The sequence below is a fragment of the Rhodanobacter sp. FW510-R10 genome, assembly GCF_058781105.1.
The window spans coordinates 59,357-78,343 of sequence record NZ_JBYSWL010000002.1; the positions used below are offsets into that span (position 1 = coordinate 59,357).

Below are 18,987 nucleotides of genomic sequence, written 5' to 3' on the forward strand. Positions count from 1 at the left end.
GCGAAAGATCGTGCCAAGTGTCCTTGATCTTCGATCTGCCGTCCTCTCGGACATCCTTGGGGCAACCCCGAGGAGTCATGCCATGCACCCGAATACCCGCCGCATTCTGGAAGAGCTGCAGACCACCTATGCGCGTGCTGCTGCCAGCTACCGCCAGCTGATCGCGATTTCGCAGGAGGCCGACACGTACGACTATGAGTCGTGCCCGATCTTTTTGCGTCCGTTCAGGCACTACTCGAACGACCCCTCCAAGGCCTTCCGTGGACTCGCTCGCAGGACGGCCGACCAGGTTGTCAGCGTCATCCGCGTCGAGCTGGCCGGTGCGCAGCCGTTGGAGCTGACCGGCTACCAGGACATTCTGGGCCGCTACCTCGACGATTCGCAGGCGATGCCGTCAGAGGAGTTCAGTTGTATCGAGCTGGGCGAGGCGCTTCATGAGGCTTTCGCCGATCGCGCCACGACGATGGTGTTGAGCCAGGCCGCCGAACGTCTGGTGAGGCATTTCGATCTGTCTGCCGGCGCCGAGCCGGTGCAGCGTCGCGGCTGCATCGTGTTGGCGTTGCGCATGCACCTCGACAGTTGGGGTGGCCGACTGACCTATTCCAACGACCGGACACTCGTGGAGGCCTGCCGGTCGCTGCAGGACGTGGTGCAGACGATCGACAGCGGCATCGCCAACCGGATCGCCGACGGCATCCGCGTTATGGTGGCGGCGGGCAACCTAAATCGCTGGGCGCCCGAGCGCCATGCCTACGGGCCCATCGGGCCGATCGAGCTGCGCGCCTATCAGCAAAAGGTGGAGTTCCTGATTCCCCTCGAGCTGGCGGCGCAGATCAACGCCTTCCTGAGCGAGCACGCGCCTAGCTTTCGGTCGGCGGCTCGCCGCGCTGCGTGACCAGGTTTGGAGGCGGCCGTCGACCGAGATAGCTTGATCGCAGGTGGGCGCCGGGGACGGTGCCAGTGGTGGAAGCACGGAGCGGTCAAGCCCGCACAACACGGAAGATCGGTCGCCATCGGAGGCGGCGGGGAGGGCTCGTGCTGTGGTGGCGCGAGCCCTCGCTGTTTCCGGGGCCAACTTCGAGCCCTGCGATCCGCGTCTACGGTGGAACGATTCTTCACCGAGCGTCAGGAGCGGATATGCACTCAACCGAGACTACCCAAGGCTCAATCACATTCCCGGAGGAGGGCGCCGCTTCCGCGCCGCGTGAGCTGCTGCTCGCCGAAGCGCGGATGCTTGATGCGTCGCACGCCGACCTGCAGACGATTGTCGATCGCGTGACCAGTGAGCTGGCGGAGAACCGCTGTGCCTCGTTCACCCGATTCGACCCGATGGCCCGATCGGACGGGATGCACTGCGTGCCGTCCCGGCTCTTCGTCCGCATGGTGGAGCGGGTCGGCCAGGTGCTGTCGCCATCGGAAACGCCCCTGTCGTTGGATGTCGACGACCTCCGTGAGTACTACTTCACCCACGTATCGCTAGCCAAACGCGCTCCCTTCACCTGCGTCGATCTGGTCGAGCGACTGCTGGCGCGGTTCGCTCCGCGTGCGAGCGAGATCGCGCACCAGCAAGCGGCGCTGAAGTTCGCACGAGTGTTCGGCTTGCGTTACCAGAAGGCGACTACGCCGGTCTCGGGGCGAATCATCCTGCAGCAAGGCGCGAGCGTTGATGTTTTCTGGTCGCCGGCACGCTACGGCTTCCACACCCAGAGTTCCGTGAGCGAGCACCTCAATGCGCTGGCAACGTGCCTGCCCTTCGCCAATCCGTCTGTGGATGCCGAGGACGTCCGCCAAGATGTCCGGGACGTGCTTCGGGAGCTGGAGCTACGCAACTGGGAACCCGCGCGAGACTTCCGCGGCGAGGTCGCCGGTGTCCAGATCAGGCTGTTCAAATCGGCCGTGAAGTACCACTTCCCCCTTGCTCACGTGCAGGCGCTGAACGTGTTCTGCGTGGAGCACGCCCCCGAATACTTCGCCGGCCACTGATCGCGCGCCAGAAAGGGCAGGGACCAGGCCCGGCATTTCGCCGGGCCGTCAGTTAACTCAACGGAGACACTAGCTCGATGGATTCAAACCCTAATACCACGGCACGCGCCAAGCGCCTGGCCATGATCCGAGCCGCGGCCGAGCCCACAGGCTCGGTACCCGACACGATCAGGCAGCGTCCGACCGGAAAGCCGCGGGGCAATACGCCCTCGGTGCTTCCGCGCTACGACGGGCCCCACCGGGCCTTGCCCAACTGGAACTACGCCGTGCTACGCGGCAGATGATGACTGGAGAAGACACCCGATGATGCCGAAGAACGTCACCCTCTTTCGTATCTCCGAGACCGTGGCAAAGGACCTCAAGCGCCTCCCCGAGGCGCTGCCTGAGTTTCCGCTGCGCGAGTGCGGCCCGCTGGAAGTCCACACACGCGGGTTCGTGAGTCCGACCGGGACCGAGGGCGAGTTCTCAACGACGGTGGGCGGCGCGGTGCTGCTGGCGCTGGCCAGCGAGTCAAAGCTCCTGCCGGCGTCTGTCGTCAGTCGCGCGCTGAAGAAGAAGGTGGTCAAGATTGAGGAGGAGGAAGGCCGCAAGGTCGGCGCGCGCGAACGAAAGCGCCTCAAGGAGGATCTGGTTACCGAGATGCTCCCACGTGCGCTCATCCAGCCCGGACGCACCGACGCGTGGATCGACCTCAAGCGCGGGTTCGTGTGCGTGGACAGCGCCAGCCGCAAGGGTGCGGAGTCATTCCTGACGAGCGTTCGCGAGGCGCTGGGCACCTTTCCTGCGCTTCCAATGTCACCGGAAAGACCCGTGCGCGCCACCCTCACGGACTGGTTGGCCACGGGCAAGCTGCCGGAGGGCTGGTCGCTGGGCGACGAGTGCGAGCTGAAGGACACTTCCAGCAGCAAGGGTGCGGTGTGGCGCGGCCGGCGCGAGAGCCTGGACAGCGAGGAAGTGCGCGAGCACTTGCGCGGCGGCAAGCAGGTGACGCAGCTTGGCCTGGTCTACCGAGACCGGCTGTCGTTCGTGCTTGACGAAGCACTGGTCGTGCGCAAGCTCGGTTTCCTCGACGTGGCCATGGAGGATCTCCAGGCGGCGGCAGAGCGTGCTGAGGGCGACCTCAAGCTGGAGACCGAGGCGCGTGCAATGTTCGTGCACGGGGAAGTGGGCGAGCTGCTCGACCAGCTGGACGCCATCTTCGGCTTGGCGCGGCCGAGCGACGATGCTGTTCTCGACCAGGCGGTGCAAGAGAACAAGACGGCCGAGCTGGCGTTTGCACCGGTGGTGCCCCCTCGCGGCGATACCGACGCCGCAACGCTGGAAGCGGCTAAGCAGGTGCTGCTGGCCACCGGCAAGGTGTCCATCTCGTCGCTCCAGCGCGCCTTGCGCATCGGGTACAACCGCACCGCGCAAATCATCGAAGCGTTGGAGGCCCAAGCATTCGTGTCGCCGCCGGACCGAACAGGCACACGCACCATCCTCGCTGGCGGGCCGCGACAGGGCATGGGTGGTGATGGCAATCGCGTGGAGCTGGGCCAGTGAGGCGCGCCGGTGTGCTGATGCTGCTCGGGGTGGCTGTCCTGGCAGGGTGCCAGAGTGAACCGCGCATCCAGCAGCGCGACGGCCAGACCTTGGAGGCGGCGATCGACGCGGCGATCAAGCGCGCGCCACGTCGGGAGGTGGCCAGCGCGACCAAGGCTCGCGAGGCATTCGTTGAGGCCTTCATCACCCACCCGCGCGCGGAGCTGCCGTCCGCAGAGGCCGTGGTCGGTATGCGCCTGGACGAGTTCATCCGCTTCACGACGCGCACGCTGGGGAGCGGCGACAATCGAGTCTACGCGCCCACCGTGGATCCGCTGGCACCCGATCCGGTGCGCAACGCCTCCTTGCTGCGAACCCTTCAGCTGGACAGGGATCTTCTTGACCTGGCCCGCTCGCGGGCGCAACAGACCGGGCGCTTCACGGTCGATCAGTTCGAGTGGCCCAAACCCGCCTTTGTGCCACCGGCCGAAGGTGCGTTGGGGGTCGACGATCACGCGACATTTGCTTTCACCTTCGTCAACCACACGGAGCTGGACGTCTACAATCCTGTGTTCCACCTGACCGTGACGCTGCCGTCGGGCGAGGTCGTCTTCGACGACAATTTGAAGGGGCCAGAGGAGAAGTCCAACGACCGTACACCGATTCCGCCGGAGCAACCCACGCTGCTGCAGTTCACCTGCTGCAACATTGCCACCGCGCCGCTCGTGAACCAGGTGATGCACCAGTTGCCGCTCGATGCGCAGTTCGACTACACCCTGGTGTCGATCGACGACTACACGCGCAGGAACAAGCTGGACACCGAAGGATTCACGAGTGGGCGATACGAGCGACTCAAGGCGATCGACGAGTGCATCGCCGATGTGGAAGGCCGCGTAACCACGTGGACACCGGAGTCGGCGGTCCCAGCGTGCCGCGTCGAGCGGGGTGAGGGTGGCCGGTCGTCCAGCCGCAGGCGCCGCTGAGGAGACGCGCGAGCTGCGCTATCCGTCCGATCGGGCCGGCACGAGGAAGTAGGAAGCCAGAAGTACACCCGCGGTCACAAGTGATCCGATGGAGAGACTTGCCTGGACGTCCCTGTCCATCAGGAGGCGTGCGAGGAGCCCGGCACACGCGCCGGCGAGGACTGCGATGCCGATGCGCAGGTTGATGACGAAGGCGGATTCAAGACGCATAGCGATTCCAGATACGACAAGGCCCGCAGGTTGCGGGCCTTGTTCGTGGTGCGAGTGGGCTCAGCGAGAGGTTACGGCGTTCTGGGCCTTCTCGCCCTGCTGCAGCTTGCCGAGCAGCGCCGCCGGCGGCAGGAAGCCACCGAGCTGGCGACCCGTCTGATCGTAAATCGCAGGCGTGCCCTCGATGCCAAGCTTGTCTCCCAGCGCATACATCTTCTCGATGCTGGCGCCACGCGCGCAATCGGCCGGGGGTACCTTTCCGCCGGCGACCACGGTGGCGTAGGCAGCCTTGGGGTCCTTCGCGCACCAGACTGACTTCATGGTGGCCATCTCCGGCGACGCGTTACCGCCACGGGGGAAGGGGACGTATTCGATGCGAATGCCGGCATCCATGTAGCCCTGCAGGTTCTGCTGCACCATGTGGCAGTAGGGGCAGCCGGTATCGGTGAACACGGTCACCGTGTACTTCGGGTTCTGCGGCGAGAACACGATCTTGTCGTCGGCAGGGATGGTCTTGAGCAGCTCCAGGCGCACATCGCCCAGGGCCTCGTCGGTCAGGTTGCGATGGGTCTTCGTGTCGAGCAGCACGCCATAGAACAGGTACCGGCCGTCATCCGTGGTGTAGAGAACCGAGCCGTCCGCCACGACGCGCTTCAATCCGGCGATCGGCATGTCGTCGATCGACCGGATCACGGCCTTGTCGTTGATGGCGCGGACGGTGTCGCGGATCGCGGCATGGTCGGTGGGCGTGGACGGACCGCTGGCGAACGCGGCCGCCGAAGCGGTGAGGGCGAAGGCGCAGGCAAGCGCGCGACGAGCGAGACGTGTGAAGGTAAGCATGGGCCGTCCTATGGGGGTGAGGGAACGCCGGCCTTGGCGCGCGGCGGATGGCCAGAATAGGCGGCCTGCGCGGGCAAGCCCCGCTGAAACGGCGGCGGTTGCAGGGTCGGTTTCGCCCCCGCGTGCCCTGACGGTCGCCTTATCGTGCCGTCATGAAACCAAGTCGCATCGCCGCCTGGACCATCGCGCTGTTCCTGCACGCGTGCCTGGTCATCTACGCCACCTTGCCGATGCACCAGGCGGCACCGCGTATCGAACCGCCGGCCGGGCGCGCCGACGTACTCATCGTTTCGATCCTCCACCACAATCCGCGGCCTTCAGAGACGCCAAAACCGCCGGCCATGCCTCCCGTCGCGGCACGTGCAGCCGCTGACGCTCCACCGCCCAAACACAGCATGCCGGTGCAGCCGCGCCGACGCCCAGTGCGCGTGGCCGCGCGGCCACAGGACCTGGTCAGCGCGCCCCTTAAGCGGCCGGACGTGCCGCCACGCGAGATCGCGTCCTTCCGCGTCACCGAGACGCCGCAATACCCACTCAACGCGTTCGGTGAGAAGGGCGCCGAGGGATGGGTGGTGCTGATCGTCCTGGTGGGTCCCGACGGCCTCCCCGAAGGCATCAGCGTTTCACGGAGCGTGTCACCCCAGATCGACGAGGCGGCGATCGCCGCGGTCTCGCGGTGGAAGTTCGAGCCAGGCTTGCTCAACGGACGCGCGGTGCCATCGTGGATCTCGGTACCCATCGGGTTCTTCCGGGGGCACCTCTCGAACGGTTCGGTCCACAGTCGCGAATCGTGAGACAACCCGCGTCAACTTTGTCCGCAAAACGTGCGTGATGTTCTGGGCCCGTCAACCGTCCCCAGGAGATCCGCGTGTCCACCCAACGATTTGCACCCTACAGCGCCATCAACATCCGTTACATGCCGCGTGCCAAACGTCCCGGCCTGGCCGCGGACATCGTCCGCGACGGAATCGTTATTGCCCACATTGTCATTCCCGACGACGAACCCGGCGTCGAGCACGACTTCACGACGGTCGCCGGGCGCTATTACTTCGATCGCTATCTGGCCAACCTCCCGTCCGACTTTTTCGACGAGTCGCTGATGGACGACGACACGGTGCGCGCGTGCTTCCTGATCGACCTGGTCGACGCCACCCTCGACGAGAGCATGGACGAGCTCCGACAGCGGTGGAAATCGCCCAAAGGCCGAGGCCGGGTGTAGTTGGGAAAGGACGTTGTCCAAAGGCCCCTATTCCCGCGGGGAACGCCCCGAGAAGCCCCTACAGTTCAGTCCAGCGACGACAACGATTGAGAAAAGGAGAGGAGGATGACCGGGATGACCCGACGCAAGATAGCCCCGATGGCCTTGAGCCTTCTGTGCTTCGTGCTGATGCCGGGCGTACGCGCCAATGGCGCCTCAATCCGAACGATCAGCATGGGCGACCCGGCGCCGGCGTCGCTCCAGCGCGTGGTCCCAGCAGAGCCCGCCGCGGCGACCGACCCAGCGGTCATTCGGGTCAGGACCCTCGCAAAGGCCAGACCGAACGCGACCCAGCGACCGTTCCCAGAGGACGATCCACGTGTCCGCGCCTGCGTCGCCAAGGCCTCCGCCGCATTCGACATCCAGCCTTTGCCGCTGTATCTCATCCTGGAAGTCGAGGGTGGTGAGGTGGGGAAGAACTCCAAACCGAATCGCAACGGGACGTACGACATCGGCAAGGCCCAGATCAATTCCAGCCACCTCGACAAGCTGGCGGCGCGCGGTATCTCCGAGGACGTCTTGCGCGACAACCTGTGCGTCAACATCCTGGTTCAAGGATGGCTCTACAAGGATGGACTCCAGCGAAGCAAGTCGCAGGTCAAGGCCATTGCCCTTTACCATTCACCCAACCCAGCCCTGCAGCGCATCTACCTCGAGCGAATCGAGGAAGCCATCGCTCGACGTGTATCGCGCCTGGCCGCGACCCCCTGAAGGAATGTTCGTGTATCCCAACCACCAAATCATGGCCCATCTGCGGGTCATTCAATCCAGCATTCCGCGGCTCCTCTCCGTCAGCACCGACGTCGCCGGCGACATCACCAATCGCTCCCAGAACGCGCTCGTTCTCCAGCGCACCTCGGGCAACAAGACCACGCGCGTCGACCTGACGCCGCATGTGCTGCACGAGGATCGTTCGATCGAGCGTCTGAGCAGGGAGACATCGCTACCCAACAGCGTGGCGAAAGACATCTACTGGGCCGGCCGGGATCTCTTCAAGTTGAATCCGCGCGGCTCGTGGTGCGTTGCCGAGGGCGCCGCGTCGCCGTCCGTCGACGTGGCGCCGGTGGGAGACGCTCGCGAAGCAGTGCATCCCATGATCGCCGATGCTCTGGATCGACTCGGGGACCTGCTTCCCAAAGTCGACGTCATCTACGTCGACGCCGGGAGCAAGAACGGCTCCGACGGTCGCGTGCGCACGTGGTTGTGGTTGCGTTTCGAACGCGATGGCCAGGAAGTCGCGGCGATCAACAATGCCGCGATCGCCACGCACGTGGCCGATGGGCTTCGCCCGCGGCCGGGTGAATACCTTCAAGCGAACCAGCTGCGCCTGGCTGCATGGGCACGCCAGCTCGGTGTGGACGTCGAGGACGCACCCGAAGCTCTGCACTTGGCGAGCTTCGCCGCCGTGCAGCTCGGCTACGACCAGGTCCCGCTGCGCTGACGCGGCGGCAGTTTAAGCAGAACGATTGAGGGACCGCAGGAGGCCGTCCCGCCCCGAGATCCACGACGTGACGAAATCAGAACTCGCCGACCGGCTCAAGGCCGACACAGGCATGAGCCGCGCATCGGCCATCGCCATCATCGACACACTCGCAGAGATCGTGGCAACCCACGTGGCGAAGGGCGGTACCGTGCAGATTGCCGGGTTCGGCCAGTTCCTCTCCAAGGATTGGCCGGGGCGCCAGGCGAAGAGCCCGCGCACAGGCAAGCCCGTGTGGCTTCCCAGTACCCGGATTCCCGTCTTCAAACCGAGCGCTGGGTTCAAGGCGGCCGTCCGCGACGCCCGCTTGCGCTGCGACCTGGAGGACCTGGCAGAGATCTGACCGATCTTTCCGGTGACCGGCGTGCCGCGATGCTAGATGGCATGACCGAGACGAAGACCATGATGCCTCAGATTCGCGACCGCCCGATTGACCAGAACCTGCTTGCGCGCGCGCGCGCGGAGGGATTCACCGAGCTGCAGGCCCGCATCATCGCGGCCCGTATTGCCGCGGATGTGCCGGTGATCCGCCACCTCATCGAACCGAGCGTGCGCATGCTCGACAACCCGGATCAGCTGCCCGACATCGACGTCGCGGCGAACGCGATCGCGGACGCGGTGATGGATCCTTCCATGCACCTTGCCGGCGTGTTCGACCACGACGCGGACGGCGCCGACGCCGGTGCGGTCTTCCTGCTGGCGCTGACCGAATACTTCGGCGTGCCGGCAGAGCGCATTGTGCTGCTGCAGAGCCATCGCCAGCGCGAGGGGTACGGCGTCTCCGATGCGTTCGTCGAGCGCGTGATCGGCGATCTCCCGCGGCCGTGCTTGTGCGTTTCCGGCGATCAGGGAAGTGGCGACGAGCCACGTATCGCTCGACTGAAGGAGGCCGGGTTCCAGATGGTGGTCACCGATCACCACGGAGTGGAAGGCAAGGGGCCACCGTCGGCCTTGGCCTGCGTGAACCCCGCTCGCGAAGACTCGAAGTTCTCCGATCCGCTGATCGCCGGCGTGCACGTCATGTGGCTGACGATGTGCGCGGTGCGCCAGCGCCTCATCCAACGTGGTCACCTGCCGGCGGATACGCCGACGCTGGCGCCCCTGCTTGCTTGGAGCGCCGTGGGCACCACCGCAGACGCCGTGTCGCTGGCGCGCTCGCGAAACAATCGCGCCGTCATCCGCTACGGTCTGCGCCTCATCAATGCTTCGACCCGCGCACCGTGGGAGGCGATGCGCAAGGTGATGAAGAAGGAAGGCCCCTTCTCCACCAAGGACATCTCTCACGGCGTCGGGCCTCGAATCAATGCGCGCGGGCGAATGGCCGACCCGCTGGCGTCCCTGCAATTCCTGACCACAACCGAGCAAGAGCAGGCGGACTATCTCGCAGCCCTCTTGGAGCGCGAGAACGAGGCACGCAAGGGAGTCGAGCGCACCATGACGGCGGTGGCGATGGACGTCGCCAGCGTGCAGGCCGAGGCCGGCATGCCCGCACTGGTGATCCATCTGCCCGACGGCCACAGTGGCGTGCACGGCATCACGGCGTCACGGATCGTCGAGGCGTTCGGCCGGCCGACGTGCTGCCTGTCCCCGAAGCAGGGAAAGCCAGGTGTCCTGACCGGTTCCCTGCGCACCGTCCCCGGTGTCCACGTGCGCCACGCGCTGGCTGCGGTCGCTAAGGCCCATCCCGACCTGCTGCTCTCGTGGGGCGGTCACGCCGGGGCTGGCGGGACGTCATTGGCTGAGCAGGATCTCGTGCGCTTCCAGGACGCCTTCTGTGCGGCGGTGGCGGCGCAGGCGGACCCCGCGAGCTTCGGGCCGGTGACCTGGAGCGACGGGTCGCTCGGTCGCGCACCGGACAAGTCCGTGCTCGAGGAGCTCGACGCGCTGGAGCCCTACGGCCGCGAGTTCGAACCGGCGGCGTTTACCGACCGGTTCGTAGTGGAACAGGTAAAGCCAGTCGGCGACGGCAGTCACCTTAAATTGCAGCTGCGCAGCGATTACGGGATCCACTCGGGCATCTGGTTTCGCGCCCTGACCCCGGGCGGCGCCGTTCCCGTACAGGTGGGCGAGGCGGTGCTGGCCACCTACCAGCTGGCTGCCAACAGTTTCCGAGGACGCACGACCGTGGACATCCAGATCCAGGCGGCGCAGACCATTCAGTGAAGAGGAGTCAGAAGATGGAAACCCAATCCAAGGCGCCGAGGGTTGTCGTTGGCGTGGTTATGGCGGTGATGGTCGCGGCGGCCATGATGGTGAGCTTCAAGCCGTCCGAGTCGATTGAAGGGCAGCGCGACGCAGCCACGGCGCAGCGGGAGGAGCGGCCGATTCCGGCATCGCCATGGACGGGCGAGGTTGCCGGTGTTGCTCACGGCGACGCCACCGGACTCGGATTCGCCTCGGATGCAACGATCGCGCAGAGCGCGAGCGACATCGAGGCAGCGAACGCCGCGTTCGACGTCGGTCATGCGGTGACGCCACGGGTGGTCGACGCGATGCAGACGATGCGGATCGACGGTTCGTCGCTGGACGCCATGGTTGATTCGATCAACACGATCACGTCGAGCCTGCCCGAGGACGATGCCAGGGCCTTCCAGAAGGCCGTGCGCATCCTGATGGTGGCGAGCCTGCCCATCGAGCAGATGCGCGCGCAGAAGATTGCCGTCGACAAACTGCCTCCCGAGCGATTGATCGCCGGCGCGCAGAAGGTCCTGGCTGGGCGCACGCCGCTGGAGGTTCTGAAAATTGCCCAGGCCCGCATCAACGCCGAACTCGCAAAACGTGCCAATGGCTACGGGCTGGGGAATAACCAGCCCGTGACCGAGGGGCGGATCACACAGTAGGGACGCCCCTAGCCTTTGTGGGGGCGGCGGCGCGAGCGTTCGCCACCGCGTGAAGGCGCGGGTACGCCGGCGCGCGTGTGGGAGAGGGGCGCGGCTGAGGACGCGTCCGGCGATGGCAGTGCGCGGCTGGCGGCGATGGTGGCCACCGACGCACCTTCCGGAACGATGGCCAATACGGGCAACCCGTGTGGCACCGGTCGCGTGATCGCCATGGCCGAGGCGCGCTCCGACGCCACGCCGGCGAAGGCCATGAGTGCGAGGTTATAGCCCTGCATCGCGACATCGACGTTGCTACGCGCACGATCCAGCGTGATCAGCGTAGACGCCATCCAGTCGGTCTCGTCGCCCTCGAAGGCTGCCTGCTGGTGTTCGTCCATCGTTCGACCAATGAACCGCGCAACCAACTGCAGAGCCGCCACGTGCTGTGCACGCGACGTCAAGGCGCCCTCAGCGATCACGCGGGCCATTTGGTCGACCGGCGTGTCCTCACGTAGGCGTCGATCCCACTCGCGGAACTCGTCATCACCCAGACCCTCGCCGGAGAGCTTGGCGGCCTTCGTGTAAAAGGCCGCCAGGTGCGCGAGCCTGCGCCAGGCAATCGCGGGAAGTGCATCGCGCATGTGGACATCCACGTCATGCCAAAGCACGCGGAATACTTCGTCCAGCGCCGACATCGCCGCATGACGCGGGTCGGTGATGCGAACGACCGCCACACCAGGCGGCAGCGAGGCAAGGTTGACCTGACGAAACGGGACGGTCGGAATAAAGGTTGTCTCGTGCCGCGCGACCGCGAGCGTCAGGCCGGGCGGCCAATCTGCCGGTTCGCGGGGGGTGACCGATTCCCAGATGGCGACGGGCAGGCCGTTCTCGTCGATGGCGATCGTCTGGGGCGGCCCCATGGCATCCATGGCGTCGTACTCGGCCACCGTCACGCACGAACGCGCGAGGAACGTCCGCCACTGGAGGTCGGCTTGCTGCACGAGCGAGTCGATCTCGAGCGCGAGCCGGCGCGTCAGATCCTTGTCGACGTCGAGAGAGGACAGGATTTCGCCGAGATGGGCGGCGTGCGCCAAGTGGGCGGTCGTCATCGCCAAGGCGTAGGACTCGGCGGGGTTTGGCACGGGCAGACGCACCTCGAATGGGTGGTCGGCCGGCTTGGCGCGAAGATGATTGTTTCGGGACATGCGTGTCGGCTCTCGATGGCGTCCATCAGGGATGGAACGCAGGATGACCCAGGCACCGGCCCCTCTGGTCCGGAAAAGTAGGGTTCATTTCAGCACGTTTTGCAAATTCCTGCGGTGCCTCCATGCCTACCCTGTACGGACATCACGGGAGTTACGCATGGCCAAGACCACCAAACCGCAGAATCGAGGCCTCTTCATGGCCGTCCTCTTGGCCTCCGGGGCCATCTTTGCCTTCATCGCCCACCAGCGTTGGGGCGGAGAATCGGTCACGGTCGAGGAGGGCGCCGGTGGTGTCGTCGCCGCCGATGAGCAGCTGCTCGACCGATTCGAGGGCACGCCCGCGGTGGGCCGCGCCTTCCGGAGCGTTGTCGAGCCTGCCCCCGCACAGCCGCGTCGTGCACCCGAACAGGCATCGCCCCAGCGCCCGACCCAAGAGGACATCACCAACGAGCGTACGCGTGCGAATGTTGAGCGTGGTGCGACGCTCGGCTTGCCGTCCGTGGTGTCGGCCAACAGTTTCATGCTGAATGGACGCCAGGTCGTGCTGTGGGGCGTGGCGGTGCCTGACGCGCGGGTCCCTTGCCTGACCGGATCTGTCCAGTGGTACTGCGGCGAGCAGAGTCTGCTCGCCCTGCGGCGAGCGCTCGGCCGCTACGAGGTTGCGTGCTTCGACAAGGGGACGGATCGGCTCGGCCGTATGGTAGGTAAGTGCTTCGTCGGCCTGTTCGACGTCAGCGCCCTGCTGGTGCGCGAGGGATGGGCAGTCGCCGATACCGACATCACCGGCGACTACCGGGCGGACGAGTCCGATGCGAAGTTCAAGAAGAAGGGCATCTGGACCGGCACGTTCGACCGGCGCACGTTCGTCGGCTCCGGCGGCTGAGCGCTGGCGCCTCGGTCAACCCGCTTCGTGTTGGTCAAGCCACGCCCCGTAAGAGGTCACTTGGTCGAGCTTGAAGCGGGACAGGTCCTCCAGCACGCCGACAAGGTAGGTGCCGTCCGCCGTGCGCAGGGGCTCGACCGGGATCATCTCGTAGTTCACCTGACCGCGGACGAATGATGCGTGGCCCTCATGGAAGACCGGCACCCACTCTTCCGATCCCATGCGGGAGATGTCCTCCGCCGACACGTCCGCTCCCTCCGCCGCCTCCATAAGGGCGAGCAACGACGAGGGCGAGTAGACGACGACGAACATGCCCTGCGCTTCCTCGTTGAGAAACAGGACGCCGTTGGGGGCATTGTGGACGTACATCTCACAGGCCTCCCACGGGAGCAGCCCGAGGAGCGCCCCGAAGGCCTGTGCGTCCCACAGGAAACCGAAGTCGTCGCGCGACAAGGATTGGGCCACGGAGGCGAAGGCCGAAGCGAAGTAGCGCCACTGCAGCTGGTCGATCACCAGGGAAAGATCGTCGATGGCGGTTGTCGACGACTTCTCGATGTAGTGGTCGATCAGTCCGTCGTTGAAGCCCTGGATGACGGTTTCCTTGTTCGCCTGGCCGGTGAGCAGAATGCGCCCGACGTGCCTCTCGGCACAGGAAGACAGGAACTCCAGCCCGGTCATCTCCGGCATGGCGTAGTCGGCGACCACGACGGAGGGGATGTTGAAGCGGCGCGGGTCGTACATGATCTGATGGATCATGGGTACATCGAGCACAAGCTCGGCTTCAGATCCCTTCGCGCGCCGGCGCACCAGTGAGCGCAGGATACCGGGCGTACCTTCGGCCGACGCAATCTGGTCCAGCGCTTCGCCCGCCGAGGAGAAGCTCTCCAGCGTGACATCCAGGTGCGGTCGCATGACCTTCAGGTAGGTCTCGTTGTCGTCGATATGCAGGACACGGGTCGGAAAATAGAAAGGCGGAACCGTGGAGGGCAGATTACGCAGCACTGGGGGCGTCCTCTTGAAGCGCGGGTAGGATGACGGTGAAGCGGGTATAGATGCCTTCGTGGGAGGTGCAGGAAATGGTGCCGCCCATCTTGCCAACGACATCTTGGCAGTATGCCAATCCAATGCCCAGCGCCGTATCGGGGCGGCCCCTGCCGGATACGTACCTCTCGAACACCAGGGGCAGGGTTCCGGGCGAGATGCCCGGTCCGCTGTCCCAGACGACGATTCGCCCACGGCTCTCGGAAAGGCGATCGACCATGATGACAATGGTCGCACCGGGCTTCTTGGCCGTGTAGTGGATCGCGTTTTTGATCAGATTGAAGATCACGTTGGTGAGGGCCGGCCCCCAGCCAAGGAAGGTGAAATTCGCACTGACGGTGAAGCTCACGCGGTCCTTTTCGGCGGTGGAACCGTAGGGGTAGCGCTTAATGGCAGCGTCGACCGTTGCCCCGGCATCGACCCTGCTCATCGCCTGCTGGTTAGTTACTTGCGCGGCCGCCAGAAGCATTTCGATGGTGACTTGCGCGTGCTCGGCCTCAGACGCCACGGTGTCGGCCAGCTCGCGGACCACTGCGAGCGACCGCGCCCGCATACGTGGCTTGATGAGGCCGGCCTCGATAGCGGCGTCGTAGCCAGCGATCAATTCGGGGAAGTGGCGCTCTAATCCACTGGCGGCCAGGTGGATCGAGGCGAGCGGTGTGCGTAGCTCATGGGCGATGGTCGAGGTCACTGACCGCATGCTGTCCGTACGGACACGCCAGGCGATCACGCGACTAAGGTCGCACAACACGGCACCAACGCCGGCGAAAAGCCACACGGCGGCAATAGGGCCGACGGTGTGGTACGGAACTTCCGAGTGGTGGAAAAGGATGTTCAGGAGCACGCCCAGTCCGCAACCGACGAACACCGACACCAGACTGGCACGTACATCGAAAAGCATGAATACCAGGAGCAGGCAAGTGATCTGGTAGGCAAGCCATACCGCGGTGAGTCCGTTCATCAGCACCATGTAGGTGCTGAACAGAGGGAAGCTCACGGTGATGTAGATGAGCCAGTAGACGGGCAGGTAAGTGCGCCAGCGCCTCGGAATCGAGGCCTCGAACACGATGGGCAGACCGAGGAGAGCCATGGCCAGGCGCAACCACCCGTTTTCATGGGGCTGGGGGAACAGCACCCCGAAGACCACGTAGAACAGGGGTTGGGACACCACGGCCATGGTGCCCAGGAGGGCCATGCGGTTCTCCGCGACACGAGCGCCGTCGACTACGGAATGGCGCAGTCGGCTGATGCTGGCGCGAAGGTTGCCGTGGAGACGTTGGGAGCGGGAGATAGTGGTGGGCATGTAATGGGTGACCCCGGGCCTTCCATAATACCGTCCGAAGTGGGTTCAACTTTAGGGCGTGTGAGCGGCTGTCATACATGGCGGTATGACTCAGACGCCCCCGACTCCCTCTTCCTGGTACGCCCCGCTGCGCCAACGCCGCAGCCTCGGATCGAGCGCCCATCGGCCCGGTTCGCTGGCTGGGCTGCATGCCGCGCGGCAGGTCCACCTTTCCCAGTTCTTCACTCCAGAGGCAGTCGCCGCGCTGATGTGGCGCGTGGTGCAGCCTGCAATGGCCGACGCCCTGGCCCGGCGCCCCGGCGCCCGCGTGTCGATTCTGGACAACAGCGTCGGCACGGGCAGCCTGCTGCGCTTCGCCGACCCTGACTTGCACGAACTGGGAGGCGCCGACATCCACCAGCCTAGCATCGCGGACCTGATGGCCGTGGCCGAGGCGGCAGGGTTTCAGCTGACCATGGAGGCGCTGGACTTGCCCGAGCAGCGCGCCAAAGGATGGGGCGTCGGACTCATCAACCCGCCGTTTTCGATCCACCTTGAATCCCCTCTGCTGCAGGCTGGATTCACCACGACGCTCGGGAAGTTTGGCGCGGACACGGCCGCCGTCAGCCATGCGTACGCCTTGGAACGGGCGCTGGCCGCATGCGCCGTGGTCGTGGCGCTGCTGCCGACTACGTATGCAGCAACGCTGTCCGGATCGGACCTCGATGACGGGCGCCTGCGTGCGGTGCTTCGCCTGCCGGTTGGCTCGTTTCGCGAGGAGGGTACCGATGTCGACGTAAGCGTGGCCGTGTTTGGCGACGCGGCGGGCGATGCGGCGGCTATCCTGACGTTGCCATCATTGGACGCGGCGCTGCCGCCGATGGCGCTGGCCTGCCCGAACACATCCGAGGTCCGACCCACCTTACGGCCCGCCACGGTGCACAGCTCGGCGCCGGCGATCACGACGCCGGTCACGGGCGACCCACGGGTGTGGATCTCCCACAGCGGCCGCAAGCTCCATCTGCGTTTTGCCTGTGGCTTCACCCATGCGCGCGTGATGAACGCGATCCTGCGCAAGAAGCTGCCGCCGCGGTTGCCCGAGGAGGGGCGTTATCCCCGCGGCGTGCGCTTCACCGGCCAGGGTCAACTCGATCTGGAGAACTACCTGACGCAGGAGCAGCCTATTGCCGCGTGGGGGAATTTCCTGGACGTGATCCGCAGCGCGGGTGCGACCGTGCTGCCCGACCCGGGCATTGTCGGCTACCTGCGCTGGCGCTCCCGGCACGATGCGCGCGCGCGCACCCCGCTCGGTCGCATGGCGCGAGTGGAGGGCATGCCCACGCAGGGTCCGGTCTGCGCAACGGCGCGCAAAGCGATCCAGTGCAACCCGCTACGCTGGGGCTCTGGCGTCTTCGCCAAGGGCGAGGCAGTGGAGTTCACCGCCGACGGTGGGGTGTTCACGGCGACGCACGCGACCACCGGCGAGGTCCTGAGTCTGGATGAACCTGCGTTCCTCGCCGCGTTCGAGACCCAGTCCATGGGCACCGGCCCGGGCTGGGCTCAGATTCACCCGAGCCGCGAGGTCGTGTTCCCCGAGATGGCCAAGGCCGGGCGCGCGCGACTCGCGCAGACCGGCGGCGATCGCGTGGCGAGCTGGTCGTACCAGTTGGGCGACGTCATCGAGCTGCGCATGGCGCGCGGCGGCGTGGTGGGCTTCGAGATGGCACTGGGCAAGACGCGCACGGCCATTGCACTGTGCCTGGCCGGCGGCCGTCGCAACCTGATCTGTGTCGAGGCGCATCTGGTGGGCGAGCTGCTGACGGAGCTTGCGGAGGTCGGCGTGGCGCAAGAGGACTACCAGGTCATCCTGTCCCCAGACGACTGCACGATCCTGCGCCGTATCAACATCATCGCCTACAGCCGCCTGCGCATGCCCATCAACCGCGCGCACCCGCGTCGCACCTACGCCAGCCTTCTGCGCCGGCGCATTGCCACGATGGTTTGCGACGAGGCGCATCTGCTGCGCAACCCCGATTCGGCCCAGACGCGCGCCGTCCACGCTGTCAGCCCGCGCCGACGCTACGGCATGACCGGCACGCCGTGCGCCAACCTGCCGCGCGACCTGCTTCCGCTGATTCAGTGGGCCGGCGGTGACGCCACGGCCATCCAGCCCTACGGCCGCTTTCATGCCTTCCTTGAACCGGTGCTGCTGGCCAGCATGCTGCCGGCGCGCCGCGGTGTGGACGTATTCCGCGAGCGCCACGTGGTCACCGAGTGGGTCACGAACGAGTTTGCGGAGGATCTACGCTCCGGCGCCAAGCGCGAAGTGCCCAAGGTCGAGGGCCTGGCCCAGTTGCGCGCGTGGGTGGCTCCTTTCATCAAGCGCCGCGTCGCCCAGGAACCGGAAGTTGCGCGCTACGTCCGCACGCCGCCGCACTCAGTGGTTCATCACGTCGTGCCGTGGGACACCGAGCACCTGGCCTACTGGCTGACGGTGGCCGACGAGTTCACCCAGTGGTATCGCGATGCGCGGGCCGACGCCGTGCACAACGGCAAGCAACTCAATCTGGTCGCCCTGCTGGCGCGTATCGGCGCGCTGATTATGGCCGGGAACTTCCCGCAGCACGGCGTGGAGGGGTTCGGCCTCTACGCCACCCTGACCAGCAAGCAACGCTACGCGATCGAACGCGCCGTGACCCACGTCCGAGATGGACACAAGACGATCGTCTATGTCGAGAACCCCGGCCTTGCAGATCTGCTGGCCAAGCACATCAATGCGGCGGGCGTCCCGGCCATGCCGTTCCACGGCAAGATCTCGATTACTGAGCGCAACCGGGCATTGGGAGATGATTTCCGGCGCGGCGACGTCGCGTGCATGGTGGCCACGCTGGGCGTCGTCCAGACGGGACTCAACATTCCCGAAGCCTCGCGCGGCATCTTCGCGGCGCGCTCGTGGACCACCAAGACCGAGCAGCAGGCCCGGTACCGCATGCTGCGCCCGCAGCAGACGCGACACGCCCTGTTCGAGACGTTGGAGCTTCCGGGAAGCCTCGACACCTATCAGGCGATGATGCTCGATTTCAAGGCAGACGCGACCGGCGCGGCGGTGGACTTCCTGGCCCCGCAGAAGGGCGACGAGGAGTTTACCCACCTGGACACCATCATCGAACGCTTTGTGCAAGGCCTATCCGCGATGCGCGGTCAGACGTCCCATGAGTTCCGCCAGAGGTTGAAGCATGCAGCATGAAGTCGTCGGATCGGTACGCATTGGCCCGGAGTGGGTCTCCATCAAGCGCCGTGGCACGTCCGGTGTCGACACGGCCCGCATCCTCGGGCGCGTTGGCGAAGGCGAGGGCATCGTGATCTACCTCGATCGCGTTCTGCATCGCCAGGACGGCGAGGTCTACGGCGCCGGGTGGAATGCGCGCGGGGCGCTGGTCACGGAACTGTACCGGGGCCAGTAAAACCTGTCGCAAGTTTTG

Annotated in this window: 18 protein-coding genes; 14 read left to right on the forward strand and 4 right to left on the reverse strand. The window is 65.8% G+C overall.

The annotated features are described in order from the left end of the window. Positions 1 to 82 precede the first annotated feature (82 nt). The 4 genes from AC3WJB_RS15515 (at position 83) to AC3WJB_RS15530 (ending at position 4,487) form a co-directional block, all read left to right on the forward strand. On the forward strand, positions 83 to 895 hold the full coding sequence (locus AC3WJB_RS15515; protein ID WP_068098743.1) for a hypothetical protein: 813 nt from the start codon (positions 83 to 85) through the stop codon (positions 893 to 895). A gap of 242 nt (positions 896 to 1,137) precedes the next feature. After that, complete coding sequence (locus AC3WJB_RS15520; RefSeq protein ID WP_068098742.1) at positions 1,138 to 1,983, forward strand: hypothetical protein; 846 nt, start codon at positions 1,138 to 1,140, stop codon at positions 1,981 to 1,983. A 303-nt stretch (positions 1,984 to 2,286) separates the two neighbouring features. Further along, positions 2,287 to 3,525, forward strand: a complete 1,239-nt coding sequence (rdgC, locus tag AC3WJB_RS15525) for a recombination-associated protein RdgC (RefSeq protein WP_082824038.1) — start codon at positions 2,287 to 2,289, stop codon at positions 3,523 to 3,525. A gap of 11 nt (positions 3,526 to 3,536) precedes the next feature. Further along, the gene (locus AC3WJB_RS15530; protein WP_153037849.1) at positions 3,537 to 4,487 is read left to right on the forward strand and encodes a hypothetical protein; all 951 of its coding nucleotides are present in this window, start codon (positions 3,537 to 3,539) and stop codon (positions 4,485 to 4,487) included. 270 nt (positions 4,488 to 4,757) lie between these two features. On the opposite strand, the gene AC3WJB_RS15535 is transcribed toward AC3WJB_RS15530, so the two are convergent. Next, the gene (locus AC3WJB_RS15535) at positions 4,758 to 5,537 is read right to left on the reverse strand and encodes a DsbC family protein (protein WP_068098737.1); all 780 of its coding nucleotides are present in this window, start codon (positions 5,535 to 5,537) and stop codon (positions 4,758 to 4,760) included. A 152-nt stretch (positions 5,538 to 5,689) separates the two neighbouring features. On the opposite strand from AC3WJB_RS15535, the gene AC3WJB_RS15540 reads away from it, so the two are divergent. The 7 genes from AC3WJB_RS15540 (at position 5,690) to AC3WJB_RS15570 (ending at position 11,115) form a co-directional block, all read left to right on the forward strand. Further along, complete coding sequence (locus AC3WJB_RS15540; RefSeq protein ID WP_068098735.1) at positions 5,690 to 6,331, forward strand: energy transducer TonB; 642 nt, start codon at positions 5,690 to 5,692, stop codon at positions 6,329 to 6,331. Positions 6,332 to 6,405: 74 nt separating this feature from the next. Then, entirely contained in the window at positions 6,406 to 6,756 is a 351-nt protein-coding gene (locus AC3WJB_RS15545; protein WP_153037848.1) for a hypothetical protein, read from the forward strand. Positions 6,757 to 6,861: 105 nt separating this feature from the next. Next, positions 6,862 to 7,506 (forward strand): lytic transglycosylase domain-containing protein, encoded by a 645-nt coding sequence (locus AC3WJB_RS15550; RefSeq protein WP_369488116.1) that lies wholly within the window; start codon positions 6,862 to 6,864, stop codon positions 7,504 to 7,506. Then, on the forward strand, positions 7,478 to 8,236 hold the full coding sequence (locus AC3WJB_RS15555; RefSeq protein ID WP_492683295.1) for a hypothetical protein: 759 nt from the start codon (positions 7,478 to 7,480) through the stop codon (positions 8,234 to 8,236). The genes AC3WJB_RS15550 and AC3WJB_RS15555 overlap by 29 nt, the downstream gene beginning before the upstream one ends. 67 nt (positions 8,237 to 8,303) lie before the next feature. Then, entirely contained in the window at positions 8,304 to 8,618 is a 315-nt protein-coding gene (locus AC3WJB_RS15560; RefSeq protein ID WP_153037844.1) for an HU family DNA-binding protein, read from the forward strand. A 41-nt stretch (positions 8,619 to 8,659) separates the two neighbouring features. After that, entirely contained in the window at positions 8,660 to 10,438 is a 1,779-nt protein-coding gene (locus AC3WJB_RS15565) for a single-stranded-DNA-specific exonuclease RecJ (RefSeq protein ID WP_068098728.1), read from the forward strand. Between the two features lie 14 nt (positions 10,439 to 10,452). Beyond that, positions 10,453 to 11,115: a DUF6694 family lipoprotein gene (locus AC3WJB_RS15570; RefSeq protein WP_153037843.1), complete on the forward strand. Its 663-nt coding sequence runs from the start codon at positions 10,453 to 10,455 to the stop codon at positions 11,113 to 11,115. Between the two features lie 8 nt (positions 11,116 to 11,123). On the opposite strand, the gene AC3WJB_RS15575 is transcribed toward AC3WJB_RS15570, so the two are convergent. Beyond that, entirely contained in the window at positions 11,124 to 12,209 is a 1,086-nt protein-coding gene (locus AC3WJB_RS15575; RefSeq protein WP_492683298.1) for a hypothetical protein, read from the reverse strand. A gap of 247 nt (positions 12,210 to 12,456) precedes the next feature. On the opposite strand from AC3WJB_RS15575, the gene AC3WJB_RS15580 reads away from it, so the two are divergent. Further along, complete coding sequence (locus AC3WJB_RS15580) at positions 12,457 to 13,182, forward strand: thermonuclease family protein (protein WP_068098723.1); 726 nt, start codon at positions 12,457 to 12,459, stop codon at positions 13,180 to 13,182. Positions 13,183 to 13,197: 15 nt separating this feature from the next. Here AC3WJB_RS15580 and AC3WJB_RS15585 read toward each other — a convergent pair whose 3' ends face one another. Both AC3WJB_RS15585 and AC3WJB_RS15590 read right to left on the reverse strand, forming a co-directional pair. After that, complete coding sequence (locus tag AC3WJB_RS15585) at positions 13,198 to 14,184, reverse strand: response regulator (protein ID WP_068098721.1); 987 nt, start codon at positions 14,182 to 14,184, stop codon at positions 13,198 to 13,200. Next, the gene (locus AC3WJB_RS15590) at positions 14,174 to 15,418 is read right to left on the reverse strand and encodes a sensor histidine kinase (RefSeq protein ID WP_068098719.1); all 1,245 of its coding nucleotides are present in this window, start codon (positions 15,416 to 15,418) and stop codon (positions 14,174 to 14,176) included. Before AC3WJB_RS15590 ends, AC3WJB_RS15585 begins: the two co-directional genes overlap by 11 nt. 193 nt (positions 15,419 to 15,611) lie before the next feature. On the opposite strand from AC3WJB_RS15590, the gene AC3WJB_RS15595 reads away from it, so the two are divergent. Beyond that, positions 15,612 to 18,752, forward strand: coding sequence for an SNF2-related protein (locus tag AC3WJB_RS15595; protein WP_082824033.1), 3,141 nt, complete (start codon positions 15,612 to 15,614; stop codon positions 18,750 to 18,752). Next, the gene (locus AC3WJB_RS15600; protein WP_068098717.1) at positions 18,742 to 18,969 is read left to right on the forward strand and encodes a hypothetical protein; all 228 of its coding nucleotides are present in this window, start codon (positions 18,742 to 18,744) and stop codon (positions 18,967 to 18,969) included. Before AC3WJB_RS15595 ends, AC3WJB_RS15600 begins: the two co-directional genes overlap by 11 nt. Positions 18,970 to 18,987: the final 18 nt, after the last annotated feature.